The following is a 19256-nucleotide window of genomic DNA, read 5'->3' as shown; positions in this document are numbered from 1 at the left end:
GCGGCGCTCCTCAGACCTTGACCGAGGCCCCCGTGGCATAGAACTGACCGCCTGCCACATAGTGCAGCGTGCGCAGCGCGTCGGGCGCCTCGTCGAAGTGCCAGTGGCCGTCGCGGAACACGCGCTCGTCGGCCCAGGCTGCAACCACTTCGCCGATGAACAGGTCGTACGCCTGCTCGTTGCGGGGCTCGGGCAGCACGCGGCACACCAGCCAGCCGGCGCAGCCATGCACCAGCGGCACCGCATGGCCCGGCGCATGGAACAGCCGCACGCCATGCCGCTGCAGCTTGTCGGGCAGCGCCTTGGCGCTGTCGGTGCCGATGCCCACTGTCAGTGCGGCCATGGCGAGCGTGGGCAACTGCAGGGCAAAAGCGCCGCTGGCGTCCACCAGCTCGCGGGTGCGCGTGGCCTTGTCGATCACCACCGTGACCTTGGGTGGGCTGAAATCCAGCGCACAGGCCCAGGCGGCGGACATCACGTTGTGCGCCCCATCGTGCTCCGCCGAGACGAGCACCGTCGGACCATGGTTGAGCAGCCGATAGGCCTTGGCCAGCGGGACCGGGGTGAAATGCGCAGGGGCGGTGGAGCTGTGTCGTGGCATGGCCGCCATTGTGGCGCGGCCCCGGGCGTGCCCGGAACAAGCTTCAACGGCCGCGGGCCGCCGGACGGCGCACGGCGCGCACCTTGCCGCTGCCGCCACCGCCGCAATAGAACAGCCCGGCGCCATCGGATTCGAGCCCGCTCACGCCCATGCCCTGCGGCATGTCCAGCTGCTGCACCACGGTGCCGCTGGCGGGGTCGATGTGGCGCAGGGTGCTCTCGTCGCCCTCCCAGGTGCCGTGCCACAGCTCGCCGTCCACCCACGTGACGCCGGTGACGAAGCGGTCGGACTCGATGGTGCGGCGGACGGCGCCCGTGGCGGGGTCGATCTGGTGGATCTTGCGGTCCCGGTACTGGCCCACCCACAGACTGCCTTCCGCCCAGGTCAGGCCCGAGTCGCTGCCGCCGCCCGGCGCAGGGATGGTGGCCAGCACGCGGCCGGTGGCGGGGTCGATCTTGTCGATGCGCGCTTCGGCGATCTGGTAGATGTGCATGCCGTCGAACGCGGTGCCCGCATCGCACACCACGTCCAGCGTGCGGGTGGTTGTGCCGCTTTCGGGGTCGAACGCCACGAGGTGCTCACCCGTGGCGGCCCAGACGCGGTGGCCGTCGTGGGTCACGCCGTGGACTGCGCTGGCGTCTCCGAAAGGCCCGTACTCGCGCACCACCTCGGCAGGCAGGCGCGAGGCAATGGGCATGTGCCGGTGCGACGGCGGGGTGTCGCCAGGCTGGCTGCTGCAGGGGGTGTCGAGGGTGGTGGTGGCTGTCATTGCGGGGCTCCTTCAAGGGTTGGTGCTGCCACTTTAGGGAATCGGCTGCGCCGCAGGGAGTAACAAGATCGTCGTGAATCCGACGAGCGGCGCGGCCAGCCAGCGGCGGGCGCGGGCCTGCCCGATGGCGCGCACCTGGCCGTCCGCTTCCAGGTCGGCCAGGGCCCGCTGCACGGTGCGCTGGCTGTCGCCCAGGGCCAGCGCCAGGGCCGATGTGGACCACGCCGCGCCATCGGACAGCAGGGCCAGCAGCGCACCCTGCCCGCCCTCCACCGGCGGTGCCAGCACGGCCACGCCGCGCCCGCCGTGGGGGCGCAGCACGAAGCCGCGCGCCGTGGCCTCCACGCCCGCCACCGGTGCCAGCAGTGCGCGCAGGCGGCCCATCTCCACCCGCAGGCGGGCGCGGTGGGTGTCGTCGGGGTGGCGGGTGCGGAACACGGTGGCGATCAGCGATTCGCGATCGGCATCGCCAGGCCATGCCTCGCCCATTGCGCGCAGCAGCGCGAACAGAACGGGGCGGCGGGCCAGCGTGTGCCAGGTGCCGCCTGCATGCACGCCGTGGCGGCAGGCGTCCACCACCAGCGTGTCGCCGGATGCGCGCAGCGCCGCCACGTCGTGCAGTTGCAGCAGGTGGTCGGCGCCAGGACCGAGGCGCCGGGCCGCGGGCTGGTGCAGCAGCGCGTGGGCGCGATCCACCTCGGCCAGCAGCGCGGGCACGCCCGCCTGGCGCGCCGCATTGTCCGCACCTTGCAGGGCCGCGCGCGCGGCGTCGATGTGCAGGGCGCGCAAGGCCAGCTCGGCGTTGGTGAGCGCTGCCACCGCAGCCAGCGGTGCGGGCAGCCTCGGGGGCATGCCGGCCGCGTGGCTTGCGGCCAGCGTGGCCGAGGCCTCGCCCAGTCGTCCCAGCAGGATCAGCCTGCGTGTGGCTACCAGCCGCGCCTGCAGGGCATTGACCGCATCGCCGTGGGCCTGCAGCGTGTCGGCGGCGGCCATCAGTGCCTGGCCCTGCCCGCCCAGGTCGCGCAGGGCCAGTGCCACCTCGGCCTCGGCCACCACGCAGCGCGCACGGGCCACGGGTTCGTGGGCTCCAAAGGCGCGGGCGGCACGGCGCAGCAGTTCGCGGGCACGCGGGTGCTCGCCCAGCTGGGCCATGGCAATGCCGCGCAGGGCCAGTGCGGGCGGGTCGTCGCGCAGCGCCACGCGCTGCAGCGCGGTGAGCGCGTCGCCCGCCGCCAGCGCGCGGGCGGCGGCCGAGATCATGGAGTCCATGGCGACAGAATAGGGCCTTTGCCCCGCGCAGGGCCACGCGGCGGCTGTGGTTGTCCCGTGTGCGGGATACTCTGCCGCTCCTTCACGCCGCCCCTGCCACCTTTGCCCACAAGGACTGCCCATTGAAATCCGCCAGCGCCGACACCTTCGACGAGGCCTACTACCAGCGCTTTTACTTCGACAAGAAAACCAGCGTGGTGGACCCGCAGCACATGGAACGCCTGGGCACCTTCGTGTGCAGCTACCTCAAGTACCTGCGCGTGCCGGTGCACCGTGTGTTGGACGTGGGCTGCGGCATCGGGCTGTGGAAGGGCATCGTTGCGCAGCACTTTCCGCAGGCCAGCTACCAGGGCGTGGAGATCAGCCCTTACCTGTGCGAGCGCTACGGCTGGCAGCAGGGCTCGGTGGTGGACTATGCAGCGGACCAGCCGTTCGACCTCGTGATCTGCCAGGGCGTGCTGCCCTACCTGAGCCCGCCGGACCTGAAGGCCGCACTGCACAACCTCACCCGGCTGAGCCGGGGCGCGCTGTATGTCGAGGCGGTCTCGCGCGAGGACTACGAGCGCGACATCATCGACGAGGACCTCACCGACAACCGTGTGTTTCGCCACCGGGCCGAGCTGTACCGGCGCGGACTGCAGCAGGGCGCGATGGAGCTGGGCGGCGGCCTGTGGCTGAGCCGCCAGGCCGAGGTGCCGCTGTTCGCGCTGGAGCACGTGGGGTGATGCAATCGTACCGACCCAAGGCAGCGCGATGACCGCCGTGCCACCCCACGCCGTTTCGCGCTTGCGCGCCGAGCGGCTGGCCCGCAGCGCCAAGCCGTTCCTGGCGCGCGGCGGGCCCAAGGGCGAGCGCTGTGCGGGCTGCCGCCTGGTGCCCACCCACTGCCTCTGCGCCGTGCGCCCCGTGGTGTCCACGCGCGCGGGCGTGTGCTTGCTCATGGCCGACATCGAGCCGCTCAAGCCCAGCAACACCGGCTGGCTCATCGCCGACGTGGTGGCCGACACCTTTGCCTTCGGCTGGGCGCGCACCGTGGTGGCGCCCGGCCTGCTCGCGCTGCTGGCCGACCCGCAGTGGCAACCCTGCGTCGTGTTCCCGGGCGAGTTCGTCGATGCGGCGCGCGTGGTGTCGCAACTGCCCGGGCCCGAGACGCCGTCGGGCGCTGCCCCCGGTGGTGCGAGCGCGCCGCGCCCGCTTTTCATCCTGCTCGACGCCACCTGGCCCGAGGCGCGCAAGATGTTCCGCAAGAGCCCGTACCTCGACCGCTTTCCGGTGCTGAGCCTCGCGCCCGAGCAGGTCTCGCGCTACCAACTGCGCCGGTCGCGGCGGGATGACCATTTCTGCACATCCGAGGTCGCGGCGCTGTGCCTGGAACTCGCGGGCGAAGGTGGTGCCGCGCAGGTACTGCAGGCCTACCTGGACGTGTTCACGCACCATTACCTGCAGTCCAAGCACCAGCTGCCACCCGACTGGGAGGGGCCGGCGCACCAGGCGCTGCGCAGCGCCACGCTGCCGCCAGCCATCACAAGTGGCCAACACACTGCATAGCGCCGGGCGTGGGGGCGCAGAGTTTTCTCATGCACGTGCATGAAACATTGCACAAAAAGCATGGCGCGCGTAGCGCATGGTTACAGCTGCGCGGGCTGGCGCACTGCACAATCCGCAGCGCTTCGGCCGCCCGCCGGGCGCGGGCCGCTTGCCAGGGAGGAGTGAGCGGTCGCAACCGAAGCCAACCTTTTGAAAGAACCATGACAACACGCACGTTTGTGATCGCATCCCTGAGTCTGGCCGTTGCATCGCTGGCCCATGCCGGCAAGCCCGAGCGGGATTTCTATGCCGCCGAGGTGGCGCCCGCCGTGAAGACCGCCACGGGCACCCTCAAGCAGTCCTGCGGCTGTGATGTGAAGATGGATGTGAAGCAGGACAGCTTCCAGACCGTCGACCACCTGCGCCAGGTGCGCTATGCGGCCGCCACCATCGTGGACAACGCCCCGAAGTACTGCAACGATGCGCCGTCCAAGGCCGCCGTGTGCAAGCTCAAGACGCTGGAATTCGCGCGCACAGGCACTACCGCCTTCAAGTTCGCTGCAGGCAAGGGCGTGATCACCTTCGACGAAAGCTCCTACCCCAGCTGGGACATGCTGACCGCCGAGCTGGACAAGTAAACCGCCTCCGACCCCAACGCCCCGCTACTGCCTCGGGTGGTGCGGGGCGTTGGTGTTTGCAGCCCGCCAAAGCGGCCACCAGCCGCGCCTGCCATCGATCTGACAACCATGCACTCCATCTCCATCCGCAACTTTCGCAGCGGCGACGAAGCGCCGCTGCGGGCCGTCTTCCATGCCTCCGTGCACGGCCTGGCTTGCCGCAACTACACCCCCGAGCAACTCGCGGCCTGGGCGCCGCTCGAGCACGACAGCGCAACGTGGGCCGAGCGCATGCGCGCCAATCAGCCCTTCATCGCGCATGTGGACGGTGGCACGGCGGTGGCGGGTTTTGCCGACCTGCAGCCCGGCGGCTACATCGACATGTTCTTCGTTGCGCCCGCCCACGCCGGGCAGGGCGTGGCCCGTGCGCTGATGGCCCATCTGCACACGCAGGCTGCGCAGCGCGGCACCACGCAATTGCACGCCGATGTGAGCCTGACCGCAGAGCCTTTCTTCACCGCCAGCGGTTTCGAGGTGCAAGAACGCCAACAAGTGCAGCGCGCAGGCGTGGTGTTGCACAACGCGCGGATGGTGAAGCGGCTGTAACAGGTGGTTGCTATGAAAAATATAGCTTGATGCGCAATGTACCCGGGCGCCGGGCCCTGTTTTTTATCAGCGGCCTGGCCACAGCAGCGATGCGCGCCGCAGTCGGGCTGGTGCAGGCATCGGCACTTGGCTTACAGTAGCCGCCCCGCAGCACGCAACCCCACCGGCCCGCAAGGGCTGCACACGCACCCATGACCAAAGACCTCGCGCGACAGACCGAACTCAAACCCATGTCGCTGTGCGAGCCCTGCCAGGGCATCCAGCGCAACTGGCGCAAGGCCCCGGGCCATGCCGAGCTCGTGCAGCGCGGCAACCGCAAGGAAGACCGCGACCACGGCCCCGTGACCTTCACCCGCTACGTGTGTGACCGCTGCGGCACGGCGTGGGAGTATGAAAACGACAAGACCAACCAGCAGGCCGGCTGGTCGGTGGTGGGGCGGTAGCGGCCGGCCGCCCCGGCTGCGGGCGCGTTGCGCGGTCGTGACCCGGAACCGCGTCTGCAACGGCCTGGCGTCCGCCGGGCACTTTTTCACGTGCCACGGCTCCTACGGGGTCCATCGCACGAGACAGCCCCCATGCTCCACCGCAGAAGATTCCTGAACACCATGGCACGCGGCCTCGCCCTGGCCGGCGTGGCCATGTCGTCGCTGCGCACGGCGCAGGCGCTGCCCAGCTACACCGTGCCGCTAGAGCAACTGCAGGAGGCCGTGGCGCCCCGGTTTCCGCGCAGCGTGCCGGTGCAGGGGCTGGTGGACCTGACGCTGCTGGCGCCGCGCCTGCGCCTGCTGCCCGAGGTCAACCGCCTGGGCGCGGCGATGACGGTGGAGGCGGCAGGCCCCGCACTGCGCCGCAGCCACACGGGCACCTTCGACGTGGAGTTCGCGCTGCGCTATGAGGCCAGCGACCGCACGCTGCGGGCGCACCAGATCAAGCTGGGCCGGCTGGACTTTCCGAGCCTCAAGCCGGCCGTGAACGAGCTGCTCAACGCCTACGGCCCGGTGCTGGCCGAGCAGTCCCTGCGCGAGGTGGTGCTGCACACCCTGCGCCCGCAGGACACGGCCTTGTTCGACGGCCTGGGGCTGCAGCCCGGGCCCATCACGGTGACGCCCAAGGGCCTGTCGGTGGCGTTCGTGAACAAGCAGCCCTGAGGCCTGATCGCGCCAAAGCCATTCACAACATTCGATGGCTATCGAAACAGAAAGCCAATTGTCCTTGCTGATCTCGCGGTAGCGGCTTGCTGGACCGATGTGGTGGAGTGCCGCATCACTGCGGCCCGGCCTTCACCCGCCGCTGCGCCGCCCCGAACGCCTGGGTGCGCAGCCACTGCAGCGCCTGGCCGCGCCGGGCGCTTGCCATGGATGCGGGTGCCGTGGTGGCCACCACCAGGTCCAGGGGCGGATACACCCAGATGAACTGGCCGCCGAACCCGCTGGCCAGAAAGGTCGGGCGCGGTGCGGGCGAAGGCACCACCCACCACAGGTAGCCGTACGACAAACCTGCCGGTGGCCCGCCCGCGTTCTGCGCTGTCACGGATGCGTCGGCGAACGCCTCGGGCACCAGAGACTGGCCGTTCCACTGCCCGCGCTGCAGGTACAGCTGCCCGAGCTTGGCCATGTCCAGCGTGCGCAGGTGCACGCCGCCGCGCTGGTACGAAGGCTCGGCCAGGCCCAGCGGCCGCACCAGCTGCTCGCGCGCGTAGTCGGGCAGCGGCATGTCGGTGGCTTTCTCCAGCACGGCGGTGAGCAGGGGCACCACCGAGTTGTCATAGGCGAACGCCTGGCCCGGGTCGCTGGCCAGCGGCCTGGCCCAGGCATCGCGGGGCCGCAGCGGCGCCCCGGTGCCCGTGGGGTCGTTGACCGCAAATCCGGCCGTCAGCGTGAGCAGATGCCGCAACGTGATGCCTGCCGCGCGCGGGTCTGCGTTGGCGCCGGCCCATTCGGGCATCAGCTCCAGCACGCGCTGGTCCACGCTGGTGATGCGGCCCTGCGCAAGCGCGGTGCCCAGCAGCACCGACAAGGCACTTTTGGAGGCCGACTGCGTGTCGCGCAGCGCCTGCGGATCGCCGTCGCGGTAGAAGCTGTAGGCCACCCGGCCCCGCAGCACGATCACGGCGCTTTGCACGTCGGCGAACTGCTGGGCAAATGTCGCGTCCAGCCCGCCGAAGGCTGCGGCGTCCAGCGCCTGCTCGTCGGGTGTGGGTGTCTCTCGCCACACGAAGGGGGCGTCCGCCTGCGCCAGCGCCAGCGTGGGGCCGATGCAGGCCAGCAGGCCCAGGGCTGCGCAGGCAAGGCGGCGGGTCCGGCGGGTGTGCATGCAGGCTCCTTCGGGCGGTGTCGGCGGTGAAGCGGCAGTGTAGAGACAGCAAGCTTTGTGCAAGCCAAAGACTCGCCACTGCGCGGCGGCAACCCCGGGGCCTGAACGCAGGCCCGGCGACGCTCTCAGCCCGCCGGCACGGCCCGGCGCAGCGCCGCCCGCGCCAGCAGCCGCGTGGAGTCCAGCGTGGGCAGCGCCGAGTTCGCATCGCTGATGATGAGCGGGATCTCGGTGCAGCCCAGCACCACCGCATCGCAGCCGTCCTCGCGCTGCATGCGCGCGATCACCTCCTGGAAGGCCGCCACCGCCTGCGTGCGGACCACACCTGGAACCAGCTCGTCCATGATGATGCGGTTGATCTCGGCGCGCTCGGCCTCGGTGGGTCGCACGCAGGCGATGCCCTGCGCGGCCAGGGCGTCGGGGTAGACGCTGCTCTCCACCAGCCACCGCGTGCCCGTGATGGCCAGGCGCCGGTGGCCGCGCAGCGCGGCCTCGGCAGCCACCACCTGGGCGATGTGCAGCCAGGGCCGTGGCGAGCGGGGCTGCACCAGCGCAAACGCCTGGTGGATGGTGTTGTCGGGGCAGATCAGGATGTCCGCACCCGCCTGCGCGAGCTTGTGGGCCGATGCCAGCATCAGGTCGGCCACGCCCTGCAGATCGCCCCGGTCCAGGCAGTCCACGTAGTCGGCCAGCGAGGGCGTGTGCATGGATATCTCGGGGTGGGCATGGGCCCGGCCCATCAGCGCCGCGCCTTCGGTGCACAGGGTGCGGTAGCACAGCGCGGCGCCCTCGGCAGAACAGCCCACGATGCCGATGTGCAGCGGCGTGCCGCTGGCGCGCGGGTGGGCTGGGGAGGGCGTGGTGTGCGTGGCTGCAGTCATGTGAAGGCGGGCGCGGGGCCTGGTGGGTTGTAGCGGCGGGGACGCCATGATGCCAGCCACACAGGCCCGTGGCGTCGGGCCGTCCGCGCTTGCGCGGGCCTGCAGGCGCCTCAGTCGCCCCGCACCCGCTGCGCAAAGCCGCGCTGCGCGAACTGCTCCACGATGAAGTCCACGAATACCCGGGTGCGGGCGGGCAGCAGCTTCTTGCTGGGGTAGTACAGCGACGTGGGGCCCGCGTCCGCCCACCAGCCGGGCAGCACGCGCACGAGGTCGCCGCGTGCCAGCCAGGGCTGCGCGAACGGCATGGGGAGCACCGCCAGGCCCAGGCCCATCATCGCGGCCTGGCACATGGCTTCGGGGTCGTCGAAGACGATGCGCGGGCGCAGCTCGGCGGCCGCGGCATCGCCGGCCTTGTTGCGCAAGGTGGTCACCTGCACGCGGCCGGTGCGGATGGTGCGGCGTGCGATGCCGTCCCAGCGCGACAGCTCCGATGGGTGGCGCGGCAGCTTGCGGCCCCGCAGCAACGCGGGCGCCCCCACCACGACCAGATGGATCTGCCCCAGCGTGCGCGCCACCATGTCCGGGTTCAGGTTGAGGCCGCCGCCGATGCCCGCGTCGAACCCCTCGCCGATCAGGTCGACCTGGCGGTTCTCGAAGCGCCAGTCAGGCTGGATGGCCGGGTAGCGCCGCAAAAATTCATCGAGCAGCGGCACCAGGTAGGCGCGCCCGAAGGCCAGGCCCATGCTGACCTTGAGCGTTCCTGCCGGCTGGGCGTCCGCCTCGGCAGCGTGCGCCACCGCATCGGCCAGCGTGCCCAGCGGCTCGCTGATCTGCGCCAGCAGGCGCTGCCCACCCTCGGTGAGCGACAGGCGCCGCGTGCTGCGCTGAAAGAGCCGCACCGACAGGCTGGCTTCGAGCCGCGCCACGTTCTTGCTCACGGCGGCGGGCGAGAGGCCCATGAGCCGCGCTGCGGCCGAGAAGCTGCCGGATTCGGCGGACTTGACGAAGGATTCGAGGTGGCTCAGGGGCTGCATGGGGGTCTCGCTATGCCATTCATTTTCAACCAATGGTTGAAATAAATACAGCCCATTCATGGCTACCGAGGATGCAATGGTTTTCCGACACTGCAGGTGTTTCCAAAGCTTGTCCCTTGTCCTTCCCTCACCCTCATTCCTGGAGAAAAACCATGTCCACTCTCGGTTCAGCGCAGACTTCGTCTTCTTCATCCACCCCAGGCGCCCTTGCCGGCAAGGTGGCCTTCGTCACCGGCGGCTCGCGTGGCATTGGTGCGGCCATCGTGCGGCGCCTGGCGCGCGACGGCGCTGCCGTGGCCTTCACGTACAGCAGCTCCGAAGCGCCGGCCAAGGCGCTGGCGGCCGACATCGATGCTGCCGGGGGCCATGCGCTGGCGCTGCGGGCGGATAGCACCGACGCCGCCGGGCTCACGCAGGCCATCGACACGGCTGCCGCCACGTTCGGCCGCGTCGACATCCTCGTGAACAGCGCGGGCGTGGCGGTGGCGGGCGAGATCGACAGCTTCTCGCTGGCCGATTTCGACCACACCGTGAACGTGAACGTGCGCGCCGTGTTCGTCGCCACGCAGGCCGCAGTGCGCCACATGGGGCAGGGCGGAGCGTATGGCCGCGTGATCACCATCGGCAGCACCAACTCGGACCGGGTGCCATGGGCCGGCTTCAGCGTGTACGGCATGAGCAAGGCTGCCATCGTGGGCCTGACCAAAGGCCTGGCGCGTGATCTGGGTCCACGCGGCATCACCGTGAACAACGTGCAGCCCGGCCCGGTCAACACCGACATGAACCCGGCCGACGGCCCGATGGCCGGCAACATGCACGCGCTGATGGCGCTCGGACGCCATGCGCATCCCGACGAGATCGCGGGCATGGTGGCCTATCTGGCCGGGCCCGAGTCGGGCATGGTCACGGGCGCCAGCCTGCTGATCGACGGCGGCTTCGCGGCCTGACCGGCTGTCACTGCGCGGGCTTGCGGGGCCGGGGCTTCCTGGCGGGCGCGGAGCTGCCTGCGGCCAGCTCCTGCGGCGTGAGCACATAGGCCGCGTTGTTCGCCACCATCTCCACTGCCAGGTCGATGAAGGCCCGAACGCGTGCGGGCAGCGCGGTGCGGCTGCCGTAGTACACGTACAGCGCCAGGTGCTCTGCCACATGCCGGGGCAGCAGCGGCACCAGCTGGCCGCTGCGCACCAGCGGTGCAGCCGTGACGCCCACCAGTTGCCCCACCGCGTGGCCGCCCACCACCGCGCGGGCCTCGGCCTCGATGTCGTTGGTGCAGAACGTGGGGTGGATGGTGCGCGCCACGATGTCGTCGCCCACCTGGAACTCCCAGGGCATGGGCTTGCCGGTGGACGGGTGCCGAAAACCGCTGCAGCGGTGCTGCGCCAGCTCGTCGATGCTGGCAGGCGCCCCGTGGCGCGCAATGTAGGCGGGCGCGGCGCACACGATGAGCTGCAGCGTGAGCAGCCGCCGCGCCACCACGCCGCCCTCGGGCGGGTACCCCGAGCGAAAGCCCACGTCCACGCGGTCTTCCACCCAGTTGCCGATGCGGTCATCGAGCTGCACGTCCGGCTCCACCTGTGGGTGGCGGCGGCAGAACTCGTGCAGCACCGGCCAGATCACCTCCAGCAGGATGGAGCGCGGCGCCACGATGCGCAGCGGCCCGGCCATTGCCTCGCGCCCGCGCCGGGCACCCTGCACCGCGTGCTGCAGCGTGGCCAGACCCGGCTGCGCCGAGGCCAGAAACTGCCGCCCTTCTTCCGTGAGGCTCAGGCTGCGCGTGGTGCGGTGGAACAGCCGCACGCCCAGGTGCGATTCGAGCTGCACCAGCAGCTGGCTCGCCGCCTGGGGCGTGATGCCTTGCGCGGCCGCCGCCTGGCGCAGGCTGCCCAGTTCGGCGGCCTTGGTGAAGTTGGCGATGGCACGCAGTTCGTTGATGGCCATGGTGGAGGGCTGGGCGCGGTTGTTGGGGTGGCTGTTGGGTTGGGTATTGTGGGTTTTGAATTGGCAAGCAAAACTTGCCAATGAATCCATGAATTATGGGCTAGTAGATTGGCAATGCCTTGCCTAGAGTTCACCGCCATGGGGCCCTCCCATCGCTCGACACACTTCAAGGACCTGCCATGACTGCCGAACACGCCGCTTCCACCACAGCCACCAACTCCGGCTCTTCGTACCCCCGCGTCTGGATGATCACCGGCGCCTCGCGCGGCATCGGTGCGCGCATTGCCGAGGCCGCGCTGGCCCAGGGCGACGCCGTTGTCGCCACGTCGCGCAGCGCCGCATCCGTCGAGCAGCGCCTGGGCGCACACGACGCCCTGCTGCCCCTGGCGCTGGACGTGACCGACGAGGCACAGGCCCGCCAGGCCGTCGGTGCCGCGCTCGATCACTTCGGCCGCATCGACGTGCTGGTCAACAACGCGGGCTACGGCCTGCTGGGCGCGGTGGAGGAAGCCACGGCCGACGAAGTGCTGCGCCTGTATGACACCAACGTGTTCGGCCTGCTGCACGTGACCCGCGCCGTGCTGCCCGCCATGCGCGCGCGCCGCGCCGGGCATGTGGTCAACATCTCCTCGCTGGGCGGGGTGCAGTCGGCCGCGGGGTTCGGCCTGTACTGCTCCACCAAGTTCGCGGTCGAGGGCATCACCGAGGCATTGCACGCCGAGCTGGCGCCGCTGGGCATCCACGCCACCGTGGTGGAGCCTGGGTACTTTCGCACCGAGTTCCTGGACGGCAGCTCGCTGGCCGTATCGCCCCGCGTGCTGGACGACTACGCCCCCAGCGCCGGCGCCGTGCGCGAGGCGGCGCGCCGCATCAACCTGAACCAGCCCGGCGACCCCGTGCGCCTGGCCCGGGCCCTGATGCAGCTGGTGGCCAGCCCCACGCCGCCGCTGCGCCTGCCGCTGGGCACGGACACGCTCCAGACCATTGCCGACAAGCATGCCTTCGTGGAGAGGGAGACGGCGCAGTGGCGCGCGGTGGCGGCGTCGACGGACTTTCCTGCACACGAGGCCGCGCTCAAGGTCGCACGCGATGCCGCCCAGGCCGATGCTTCCGTTTTGATAGCTTGATGCCCTCTGCCAGAAAGCGGCAGGGGCTCTTCACGTTCAAAGTCCCGGGGTGAGCCGTGCGGTCGCGCAATGCGGCGGCTACACCGGCCGCGTGAACTCCATCACCCAGTTCACCTCCCAGGTGGCACCGTTGTCGCCGGAAAAGGCCTGTTGCCAGCGCGGCGCGCCGGTGTGCATCTGCGACCACTCGAAGCGCACACGCACGGTGCGGCCTTCGAGCAGTTCCTCGCCGTCGAAGACGCCCACGCCGTTGTGGAAACCGCCGACCACCGGTGGCAGCAGCAGGCCGGTGGCGGGGTCGAGCCCGCCCGTGGCGTTGTCCAGCCAGTAGATGCTCCAGCGCTGCGTGACGGGGCTGAACACCCGCAGCGTCATGCCCACGAAGCCTGGCTTCCAGGCCAGCGGCGTGAAGGCGTCGCAGTTGCCGATGCCGGCGGGCAGCGGGCGCGCGGTGCCGGTGGCGTCGAACACCTCCCAGTCGTTGCAGCCGGCCAGGCGCCGCACCAGCCGCGTGTTGCGGATGCGCCAGGGGCCCATGAGGAAGTCGAAGTCGCGCGCGGCGCTGGGAGCGACTGCGGGCGAGGGGATGGTGATGAGGTGGGGCGTGGACATGGTGGTGCTCCGGTGGGACATCCGGCCTGATCAGGCGTTGTCAGGCGTGTATTGCACTGCGCGCCGTGGGCTGCAGTCGCAGGGTTTCGGGCGCACGGGCCAGCCAGGGCGCCAGGCCCGGCGCCACGCCGCGCTCCCAGGCGCCGCTGGTGGCAAAGGCCTGCGCTGCCGATTCGCTGCCGAACAGCGCAAGTGCCAGCAGCACGTGCTCGCCTTCGCGCACGGGCAGGCGCGGAAAGGTGTTGGGGCTGGTCTCGGTGCAGTACCAGGCCACCTGCCGCGCGCCGCTGCGCTGCAGCAGCGGGGCCATGCGGTGGCGGCAAAAGTCCAGCAGCGCGGGCGTGGCGGCCTCGTGCAGGTGGAACACGGTGGCCGCCAGCAGGCCGGGGGCTGCGCCGCTGGCGGCGGCGGCACCCGGTGCGGGGCGCGGGTGCCGGGGCAACGCCGCCGTCGCGCCGGGCCATGCGGGGCGCAGCAGCAGCACGTTGTCCGAGTCGATCATGGTGGCGTTGGCGGCGCTGCGGTGCGCCGCCCAGGTGGGGCCGCCATAGAACGCTTCGAGCGCCTGGCGCCGGGCCGGCATGCTGGCAAAACCGCGCAGCCAGACGAACAGGTCGGGCCGGTCCAGGTCGCGGAACTGGCCCAGCACGCGCATGCCCTGGGCCTCCTGGGTCTCCACGAACTCGCGGTCGAACAGGTCGATGAGCACTTCGCGCTGGCGCGGGTGCAGCGTGTACTGGCGCAGCTCGACGATGGCGCATTCGTCGGTGGCGGCGGGCGGCGCCGGGGTGGCGGTGGTGCCGGACATCGTGGCGATAAGGGTGTCTTCGGGCATGCGGGCTCCTGGTGGATGGTCGGGTGAAAGGGGGGTGAGAAACAGAACTGCAGTCTGCACGCGCATACCTGCCAACGCATGGCAGGTATTTCGGCTATCTTTGCGATGGTCGTTTTTTCGGGCAGGCTGCGGCCTGCTGTTTTGGCCAGCCTCCCTCAACGCATTCACCTCGCCTGCCCCCATGCGCGCAAGCCGCCTGCTGTCCCTTCAGATGCTGCTCGAGACCCAGGGCCGCATGAGCGCGACCGCGCTGGCCGATGCGCTGGAGATCTCGGTGCGCACGCTGTATCGCGATGTGGACCAGCTCAGCGCGGCCGGCGTGCCCATCTATGCCGAGCGTGGCCGCCACGGCGGCTTTGCGCTGTTGCCCGGCTGGAAGACCACGCTCACCGGGCTTACGCCCTCGGAGGCGCAGGCCGTGTTCCTGAGCGGGCTGCCCGGCCCGGCCCAACAGTTGGGGCTGGGCGACGAGGTGGAAGGTGCGCGCCTGAAGCTGCTGTCGGCCCTGCCCGCAGCCTGGCGCGAAGACGCCCAGCGCGTGAGCACCCGCCTGCACCTGGATCCGGTGGACTGGTACCGCGAGAGCGACCCCACGCCGCACCTGGCCACGGTGGCCGCGGCCGTGTGGAACGGCCGCCAGATCTCGATGCGCTACGAGAGCTGGGCCGACACCGTGCAGCGCACCGTGAGCCCGCTGGGCCTGGTGCTCAAGGCCGGTGCCTGGTACCTCGTGGCGCTGCCGGCCGCCCCGGCGCGCGGCGAGGGCGGGCCGCGCACCTACCGCGTCTCCAACATCCTGGCGGCGCAGGCGCTGGAGGCGGCCGTGCGGCGCCCGGCGCGGTTCGACCTGCCCGCGTACTGGGCGGAATCCATCCGGCGCTTCGAATCCGCGCTCTACACCGGCGAGGCAGTGCTGCTGGCCACGCCTGCGGGGCTCAAGGGCCTGCGCATGCTCAGCAGCGCCGTGGCGCGGGCGGTGGCGGTGGCGGCGGCTGCGCCGGCCTCACGCCGGCAGGACGGGCGGGTGGCGGTGACGGTGCCCATCGAGTCGGTGGAGCACGCCTGCGGCCAGTTCATGCGCCTGTCGCCCCAGGTCGAGGTGGTCAGGCCCGCCGCGCTGCGCCGCGCGCTGGTGGAGCGGTTGCGCAGCACGGCGAGGCTCTACGGCCTGGCTCCGGACTGATTTGATTGCTATCAAATCAATAGCTGGTGGCGCTGGATGGTCGAGCGGTAGAGGCCGAAAAGTTTCTGAATCAGGCCGCGAGCAGTGCCGGTGTGGGGTGCGCGTGCGTCAGCTGAAAGCGGGTGTCAACGCGGAACACGGCCACCGATTGCACGAGCCCGTGGGTTTGCTGGTTAAGCGTTTGCGCGGCGGCGGCCATCTGCTCCACCAGGGCCGCGTTCTGCTGGGTGGACTGGTCCAGCTCGGCCACGGCGCTGCCGATCTGGCCGATGCCGGTGGTCTGCTCGCGGGTGGCGGCGCTGATCTCGCCGATCAGGTCGGCCACGCGGTGCACTTCGCCCACGATCTCCGTCATGGCCGAGCCCGCAGTGTTGACCAGGGTCGAGCCGGTCTTGACCTTGTCCGCGCTGGCTTCGATGAGCGACTTGATCTCCTTGGCGGCCTGGGCGCTGCGCTGCGCGAGCGTGCGCACCTCGCTGGCCACCACGGCAAAGCCGCGGCCTTGCTCGCCGGCACGCGCCGCCTCGACCGCAGCGTTCAGCGCGAGGATGTTGGTCTGGAACGCGATGCCGTCGATCACGCTGGTGATGTCGGCGATGCGGCGCGAACTGGTGGCGATGTCGTTCATGGTGTTGACCACCTGGGCCACCACCGTGCCGCCGTTTTCGGCGGCGGCGCGCGCGGAGGAAGCCAGCTGGCTGGCCTGCTGCGCGGTGTCGGAGTTCTGCTGCACGGTCGCGGTCATTTCTTCCATGGACGCCGCGCTCTGCTGCAGGCTGCGCGCCTGCTGCTCGGTGCGGTGGGACAGGTCGGTGTTGCCCGTGGCGATCTCGCGCGAGCCCGCTTCGATGGCGGTGGCCGCGGCGCGGACCTGGTCCACGATGCCCGCCAGCGCCGCCTGCATGCCGCCCAGCGAGGCGAGCACGCTGTCGGCCGGCGCCGCCGCGCCGCCGGGCACCGGGCCCAGGTCGCCCGAGGCCACGCGACGTGCCGCGGCGCTCAGCTCCACGGGGTCGGCACCGAGGGAGCGCATGAGGCTGCGGTTGATCAGCAGCGCCAGGCCCACTGCCGCAGCGATGGCGACGAGCGCCACGGCCACGAGCGCCAGGCGGTTGTCGCTGTAGTGTTCAGCGGCGATGCGGATCTCCTGCGCGCCCGACGCGGTGATGAGCTGCGTGTACTGCGACGTGGTGGCGATAAGCTGCTGCAGCAGCGGCTGGCATTCGGCGTTCATCTTGACCGTGGCCTCGTCCTTCCTGCCGGCCAGCGCCAAGGCCACGATGTCGAGCGCCACCGGGCCGTAGCGGCTTTCGATGGCCTCGAGCTTCTCGAACAGCGCGCGCTCGCCGGGCTCGACGTGCGTGCCGCGGGCCAGTGCCGCGCGCAGCTGGGACATCCCGTCCTGCACCCGCTCGTGCGCCGCCTTCACGGCGGCGGTTTCCATCGCGATGTCGGACGCGCCGGTGAGCAGGATCAGGTTGCGTGCCGAGATCGCCCGTGCGCTGGCGGCGGCGTGCACATCGCGCGCCAGGCTGCCACGGGTGAATTCGTTGCCGACGAAGCTCTGGAACTCGGCCTGTGCGCCGCCCAGGCTGCGCAGCGACAGGATGGAGACACCGATCAACAACGCGATCAGTACAAAAAATGCCATCGTCAGTTTCTGGGTGACGGTTTTGCTGTGGAAGTTCATGGTGGGTTTCGCAGTCTGGGTCAGGGCAGGCGCAGGAACTGCGGTTGGCAGGAGAGGCCCACGGCGACCAATAAGTATCGTTTGTGACTTAATGTTTCAGTTTGTGAATTATTGGTTTGCCGACAGTTGCGGCGTGTAGGCCGACTTCGACAACCCAGTCTAAAAACAGGTCTTCGCAGGGCTGTGGCGCTGATGGGGCGCACCTTGGCCGCTGAAGTCGCGCGTGCATGCGCCAAGATCCGCCCGGAATGGGCGGTGCAAGGAGACCTCTGACATACGGCGATGCGCAGCGGTATTGGGGTGCTGCGTGCCCCTTGGGGCGGGCGGCGGAGCCCGCTGATCGCAGTGGACGCCTGGCCGCCGGCGGGACGCGCTAGAGCCCCCGCTCCACCATGTCCAGCAGCCGCTGGCCCAGCACGTCCAGCATTTGCTGGGGCGTGCCGCGCAGCGGTCCGTCGATGGCCAGCAGGGCCATGCCGTGCACGGTGGACCAGGCCAGGTATTCCGCACCGGGGCGGCGCGCCGGGAGCAGCGCGCCTGCGGTCACCAGGTCATCGAGCGCCGCGCTCAGGTGCTCGAAAGGATTGCGCCCCGTGGCGCCGCCCATGGCCGGGTCCGGGACGCGCTGCACCGTGAAGCGGCCGCCGAACGCCGTGCGGAACAGCCCGGTCTCGGCGTGCGCAAACCGCATGTAGCCTGCGCCCACGGCGCGCACCCGGGCGTGGGCCTGCTCGGTGGGCGTGCCGGTGGCGGGCACCCGGGCCAGCTCGGCCTCCATGAATCGTGCGGCCGAGGCCACGGCGGCGGCGCGCACGGCATCGAGCAGGTCGTCGCGGTTGGCGAAATGCCGGTACGCCGCGTTGGGCGCCACACCCGCGCGGCGCGTGGCCTCGCGCAGCACCACTGCGTCGGGGCCACCCTGGCGGGCCAGCTCGATGCCGGCATCCAGCAGGGCGCGGCGCAGGTCGCCATGGCGGTAGGTGCTGCGTGCGGCCGGGGTGTTGCGGGTGCTTACGTTCATGGGCGGGGCAGATGTGGACACTGTCCATTATCTTTGGTATTGTTTGTGGACGGTGTTCACAATTGTGCGCCGCCCCCACACGAACCCAAGGAGACCGTCATGAAAATCGAGCCGTACCTGATGTTTGAAGGCCGCTGCGAAGAGGCCCTGGCTTTCTACCGAAGCGCCTTGGGCGCCCAGGTGACCATGCTCATGCGCTACAAGGACAACCCCGATCCCGCCGCCGGCCCGGGTTGCGCCGAGGGCGGCGGGCCCGGCCCCACGCCGGAGATGGTCATGCACGCCGCGTTCAGCGTGGGCGAGACGCAGCTCATGGCGTCCGATGGCATGGGCTCGGGCAAGGCCAGCTTCCAGGGCATTTCGCTGGCCCTGAGCCCTGCCGACGAAACCCAGGCGCGGCGCTACTTCGATGCGCTGGCCGACGGCGGCCAGGTGCAGATGCCTTTGACGAAGACCTTCTTCTCCAAGGCCTTCGGCATGGTGGCCGACCGCTTCGGCGTGTCGTGGATGGTGGTGGCACCCGAATGAGCGCGCCGATGCTTGCCCTCTACGGCCACCCCTTCTCGTCGTACACCCAGAAGGTGCTGACCGCGCTGCATGAAAACGGGACACCGTATGAACTGCGCAATCTCGACCCGGCCGCGCCGGGCGGCCACGCCGCCGATTGGCTGCGCCACTGGCCGTTGGCGATGTTTCCGGTGCTGGTGGACGGCGAGCGGACGGTGGCGGAGAGCAGCATCGTGATCGAGCATCTGCAACTGGCCCACCCGGGCCCCGTGCGCCTGACCGCTCGACCCAGAGGCTGCGCTGGAGGTGCGGTTCATGGACCGCTTCTTCGACCTGCACGTGATGGCCCCGGTGCAGCAGGCCGTGAGCGCTGCGCTCACCGGCGACGCGGCCCGCCGCGCAGAGGGCGTGGCCCGGGCGGCCGACAAGCTGCAAAAGGCCTACGCCTGGCTGGAAGGCGAGTGGGGCGGCAGGACATGGGCCGCAGGCGCAGATTTCACGATGGCGGACTGCGCCGCGGCGCCCGCACTGTTCTACGCCGACTGGACGCATCCCGTCGCCGATGCCTACCCGATGCTGCGCGCCTACCGGGCCCGGCTGCTGGCCCGCCCGTCGTTTGCGAAGGCGGTGGACGGCGGACGTCCCTACCGCCACTACTTTCCACTGGGCGCGCCAGACCGCGATTGAGCGCAGCGCGCTCCGCCTTCGACCCCCAAGGATCAAACC

Annotated in this window: 21 protein-coding genes and 1 pseudogene; 11 read left to right on the top strand and 11 right to left on the bottom strand. The window is 70.4% G+C overall.

What is annotated here, in order from left to right:
- Positions 1-10: 10 nt before the first annotated feature.
- The 3 genes from KW835_RS10385 to KW835_RS10375 form a co-directional block, all read right to left on the bottom strand.
- Complete coding sequence (locus KW835_RS10385) at positions 11-601, bottom strand: flavin reductase family protein (protein ID WP_218382296.1); 591 nt, start codon at positions 599-601, stop codon at positions 11-13.
- Positions 602-644: 43 nt separating this feature from the next.
- Entirely contained in the window at positions 645-1298 is a 654-nt protein-coding gene (locus KW835_RS10380) for a hypothetical protein (RefSeq protein WP_255593469.1), read from the bottom strand.
- A 105-nt stretch (positions 1299-1403) separates the two neighbouring features.
- A complete protein-coding gene (locus KW835_RS10375) occupies positions 1404-2639 on the bottom strand; it encodes a helix-turn-helix domain-containing protein (RefSeq protein ID WP_218382294.1) in 1236 nt (411 codons plus the stop codon).
- A gap of 122 nt (positions 2640-2761) precedes the next feature.
- On the opposite strand from KW835_RS10375, the gene KW835_RS10370 reads away from it, so the two are divergent.
- The 6 genes from KW835_RS10370 to KW835_RS10345 all read left to right on the top strand — a co-directional run bounded on the left by KW835_RS10370 (position 2762) and on the right by KW835_RS10345 (position 6537).
- Positions 2762-3364: a trans-aconitate 2-methyltransferase gene (locus KW835_RS10370; RefSeq protein WP_218382293.1), complete on the top strand. Its 603-nt coding sequence runs from the start codon at positions 2762-2764 to the stop codon at positions 3362-3364.
- A 28-nt stretch (positions 3365-3392) separates the two neighbouring features.
- Entirely contained in the window at positions 3393-4187 is a 795-nt protein-coding gene (locus KW835_RS10365) for a tRNA-uridine aminocarboxypropyltransferase (protein ID WP_218382292.1), read from the top strand.
- A 200-nt stretch (positions 4188-4387) separates the two neighbouring features.
- Positions 4388-4804 carry a hypothetical protein gene (locus KW835_RS10360; RefSeq protein ID WP_218382291.1) on the top strand — a complete coding sequence of 139 codons (417 nt, stop codon included), beginning with the start codon at positions 4388-4390 and terminating at the stop codon, positions 4802-4804.
- 108 nt (positions 4805-4912) lie between these two features.
- Positions 4913-5389 (top strand): GNAT family N-acetyltransferase, encoded by a 477-nt coding sequence (locus KW835_RS10355; RefSeq protein WP_218382290.1) that lies wholly within the window; start codon positions 4913-4915, stop codon positions 5387-5389.
- Between the two features lie 191 nt (positions 5390-5580).
- The gene (locus tag KW835_RS10350) at positions 5581-5832 is read left to right on the top strand and encodes a hypothetical protein (RefSeq protein WP_218382289.1); all 252 of its coding nucleotides are present in this window, start codon (positions 5581-5583) and stop codon (positions 5830-5832) included.
- Between the two features lie 132 nt (positions 5833-5964).
- Positions 5965-6537, top strand: a complete 573-nt coding sequence (locus KW835_RS10345; RefSeq protein WP_218382288.1) for a DUF1439 domain-containing protein — start codon at positions 5965-5967, stop codon at positions 6535-6537.
- A gap of 115 nt (positions 6538-6652) precedes the next feature.
- Here the strand turns inward: KW835_RS10345 and KW835_RS10340 are convergent, their stop codons facing one another.
- The 3 genes from KW835_RS10340 to KW835_RS10330 all read right to left on the bottom strand — a co-directional run bounded on the left by KW835_RS10340 (position 6653) and on the right by KW835_RS10330 (position 9617).
- Positions 6653-7702, bottom strand: coding sequence for a serine hydrolase (locus KW835_RS10340; RefSeq protein ID WP_218382287.1), 1050 nt, complete (start codon positions 7700-7702; stop codon positions 6653-6655).
- Positions 7703-7827: 125 nt separating this feature from the next.
- Positions 7828-8583, bottom strand: a complete 756-nt coding sequence (locus KW835_RS10335; protein ID WP_218382286.1) for an aspartate/glutamate racemase family protein — start codon at positions 8581-8583, stop codon at positions 7828-7830.
- Positions 8584-8693: 110 nt separating this feature from the next.
- On the bottom strand, positions 8694-9617 hold the full coding sequence (locus KW835_RS10330; RefSeq protein WP_218382285.1) for a LysR family transcriptional regulator: 924 nt from the start codon (positions 9615-9617) through the stop codon (positions 8694-8696).
- 152 nt (positions 9618-9769) lie between these two features.
- Here KW835_RS10330 and KW835_RS10325 point away from each other — a divergent pair, with 152 nt between their 5' ends.
- Entirely contained in the window at positions 9770-10564 is a 795-nt protein-coding gene (locus tag KW835_RS10325; RefSeq protein ID WP_218382284.1) for an SDR family oxidoreductase, read from the top strand.
- Between the two features lie 7 nt (positions 10565-10571).
- On the opposite strand, the gene KW835_RS10320 is transcribed toward KW835_RS10325, so the two are convergent.
- Positions 10572-11555, bottom strand: coding sequence for a LysR family transcriptional regulator (locus tag KW835_RS10320; RefSeq protein WP_218382283.1), 984 nt, complete (start codon positions 11553-11555; stop codon positions 10572-10574).
- Between the two features lie 179 nt (positions 11556-11734).
- On the opposite strand from KW835_RS10320, the gene KW835_RS10315 reads away from it, so the two are divergent.
- Positions 11735-12682, top strand: a complete 948-nt coding sequence (locus KW835_RS10315) for an oxidoreductase (RefSeq protein WP_255593446.1) — start codon at positions 11735-11737, stop codon at positions 12680-12682.
- A 78-nt stretch (positions 12683-12760) separates the two neighbouring features.
- Here the strand turns inward: KW835_RS10315 and KW835_RS10310 are convergent, their stop codons facing one another.
- The gene (locus tag KW835_RS10310; RefSeq protein WP_218382282.1) at positions 12761-13294 is read right to left on the bottom strand and encodes a hypothetical protein; all 534 of its coding nucleotides are present in this window, start codon (positions 13292-13294) and stop codon (positions 12761-12763) included.
- 40 nt (positions 13295-13334) lie between these two features.
- The gene (locus tag KW835_RS10305) at positions 13335-14129 is read right to left on the bottom strand and encodes an NIPSNAP family protein (protein WP_255593445.1); all 795 of its coding nucleotides are present in this window, start codon (positions 14127-14129) and stop codon (positions 13335-13337) included.
- Between the two features lie 181 nt (positions 14130-14310).
- On the opposite strand from KW835_RS10305, the gene KW835_RS10300 reads away from it, so the two are divergent.
- Entirely contained in the window at positions 14311-15312 is a 1002-nt protein-coding gene (locus KW835_RS10300) for a YafY family protein (protein WP_218382281.1), read from the top strand.
- Between the two features lie 70 nt (positions 15313-15382).
- On the opposite strand, the gene KW835_RS27045 is transcribed toward KW835_RS10300, so the two are convergent.
- Both KW835_RS27045 and KW835_RS10290 read right to left on the bottom strand, forming a co-directional pair.
- Complete coding sequence (locus KW835_RS27045; protein ID WP_370633609.1) at positions 15383-16963, bottom strand: methyl-accepting chemotaxis protein; 1581 nt, start codon at positions 16961-16963, stop codon at positions 15383-15385.
- Positions 16964-17375: 412 nt separating this feature from the next.
- Entirely contained in the window at positions 17376-18023 is a 648-nt protein-coding gene (locus tag KW835_RS10290; RefSeq protein WP_218382280.1) for a TetR/AcrR family transcriptional regulator, read from the bottom strand.
- Positions 18024-18122: 99 nt separating this feature from the next.
- Here KW835_RS10290 and KW835_RS10285 point away from each other — a divergent pair, with 99 nt between their 5' ends.
- Together KW835_RS10285 and KW835_RS10280 are read left to right on the top strand one after the other, a co-directional pair.
- Entirely contained in the window at positions 18123-18551 is a 429-nt protein-coding gene (locus KW835_RS10285) for a VOC family protein (protein ID WP_218382279.1), read from the top strand.
- Between the two features lie 8 nt (positions 18552-18559).
- A pseudogene (locus tag KW835_RS10280) lies at positions 18560-19217 on the top strand (glutathione S-transferase family protein).
- Positions 19218-19256 lie beyond the last annotated feature (39 nt).

Origin of the sequence: Acidovorax sp. sic0104 (assembly GCF_019219095.1) — a bacterium.
GTDB lineage: Bacteria > Pseudomonadota > Gammaproteobacteria > Burkholderiales > Burkholderiaceae_C > Acidovorax.
The sequence above is the reverse complement of the archived record's forward strand: the minus strand, read 5'-3'. Positions and strand labels throughout refer to the sequence as shown.

Bases quoted from the DNA above. Each gene is read 5' to 3' on its own strand.
- KW835_RS10380 (WP_255593469.1), bottom strand. From the start codon at position 1,298: ATGCCCATTGCCTCGCGCCTGCCTGCCGAGGTGGTGCGCGAGTACGGG.
- KW835_RS10360 (WP_218382291.1), top strand. From the start codon at position 4,388: ATGACAACACGCACGTTTGTGATCGCATCCCTGAGTCTGGCCGTTGCA.
- KW835_RS27045 (WP_370633609.1), bottom strand. From the start codon at position 16,963: ATGGCATTTTTTGTACTGATCGCGTTGTTGATCGGTGTCTCCATCCTG.
- KW835_RS10315 (WP_255593446.1), top strand. From the start codon at position 11,735: ATGACTGCCGAACACGCCGCTTCCACCACAGCCACCAACTCCGGCTCT.
- KW835_RS10365 (WP_218382292.1), top strand. From the start codon at position 3,393: ATGACCGCCGTGCCACCCCACGCCGTTTCGCGCTTGCGCGCCGAGCGG.
- KW835_RS10320 (WP_218382283.1), bottom strand. From the start codon at position 11,555: ATGGCCATCAACGAACTGCGTGCCATCGCCAACTTCACCAAGGCCGCC.
- KW835_RS10375 (WP_218382294.1), bottom strand. From the start codon at position 2,639: ATGGACTCCATGATCTCGGCCGCCGCCCGCGCGCTGGCGGCGGGCGAC.
- KW835_RS10335 (WP_218382286.1), bottom strand. From the start codon at position 8,583: ATGACTGCAGCCACGCACACCACGCCCTCCCCAGCCCACCCGCGCGCC.
- KW835_RS10290 (WP_218382280.1), bottom strand. From the start codon at position 18,023: ATGAACGTAAGCACCCGCAACACCCCGGCCGCACGCAGCACCTACCGC.
- KW835_RS10285 (WP_218382279.1), top strand. From the start codon at position 18,123: ATGAAAATCGAGCCGTACCTGATGTTTGAAGGCCGCTGCGAAGAGGCC.
- KW835_RS10300 (WP_218382281.1), top strand. From the start codon at position 14,311: ATGCGCGCAAGCCGCCTGCTGTCCCTTCAGATGCTGCTCGAGACCCAG.
- KW835_RS10310 (WP_218382282.1), bottom strand. From the start codon at position 13,294: ATGTCCACGCCCCACCTCATCACCATCCCCTCGCCCGCAGTCGCTCCC.
- KW835_RS10330 (WP_218382285.1), bottom strand. From the start codon at position 9,617: ATGCAGCCCCTGAGCCACCTCGAATCCTTCGTCAAGTCCGCCGAATCC.
- KW835_RS10355 (WP_218382290.1), top strand. From the start codon at position 4,913: ATGCACTCCATCTCCATCCGCAACTTTCGCAGCGGCGACGAAGCGCCG.
- KW835_RS10385 (WP_218382296.1), bottom strand. From the start codon at position 601: ATGCCACGACACAGCTCCACCGCCCCTGCGCATTTCACCCCGGTCCCG.
- KW835_RS10305 (WP_255593445.1), bottom strand. From the start codon at position 14,129: ATGCCCGAAGACACCCTTATCGCCACGATGTCCGGCACCACCGCCACC.
- KW835_RS10350 (WP_218382289.1), top strand. From the start codon at position 5,581: ATGACCAAAGACCTCGCGCGACAGACCGAACTCAAACCCATGTCGCTG.
- KW835_RS10340 (WP_218382287.1), bottom strand. From the start codon at position 7,702: ATGCACACCCGCCGGACCCGCCGCCTTGCCTGCGCAGCCCTGGGCCTG.
- KW835_RS10345 (WP_218382288.1), top strand. From the start codon at position 5,965: ATGCTCCACCGCAGAAGATTCCTGAACACCATGGCACGCGGCCTCGCC.
- KW835_RS10325 (WP_218382284.1), top strand. From the start codon at position 9,770: ATGTCCACTCTCGGTTCAGCGCAGACTTCGTCTTCTTCATCCACCCCA.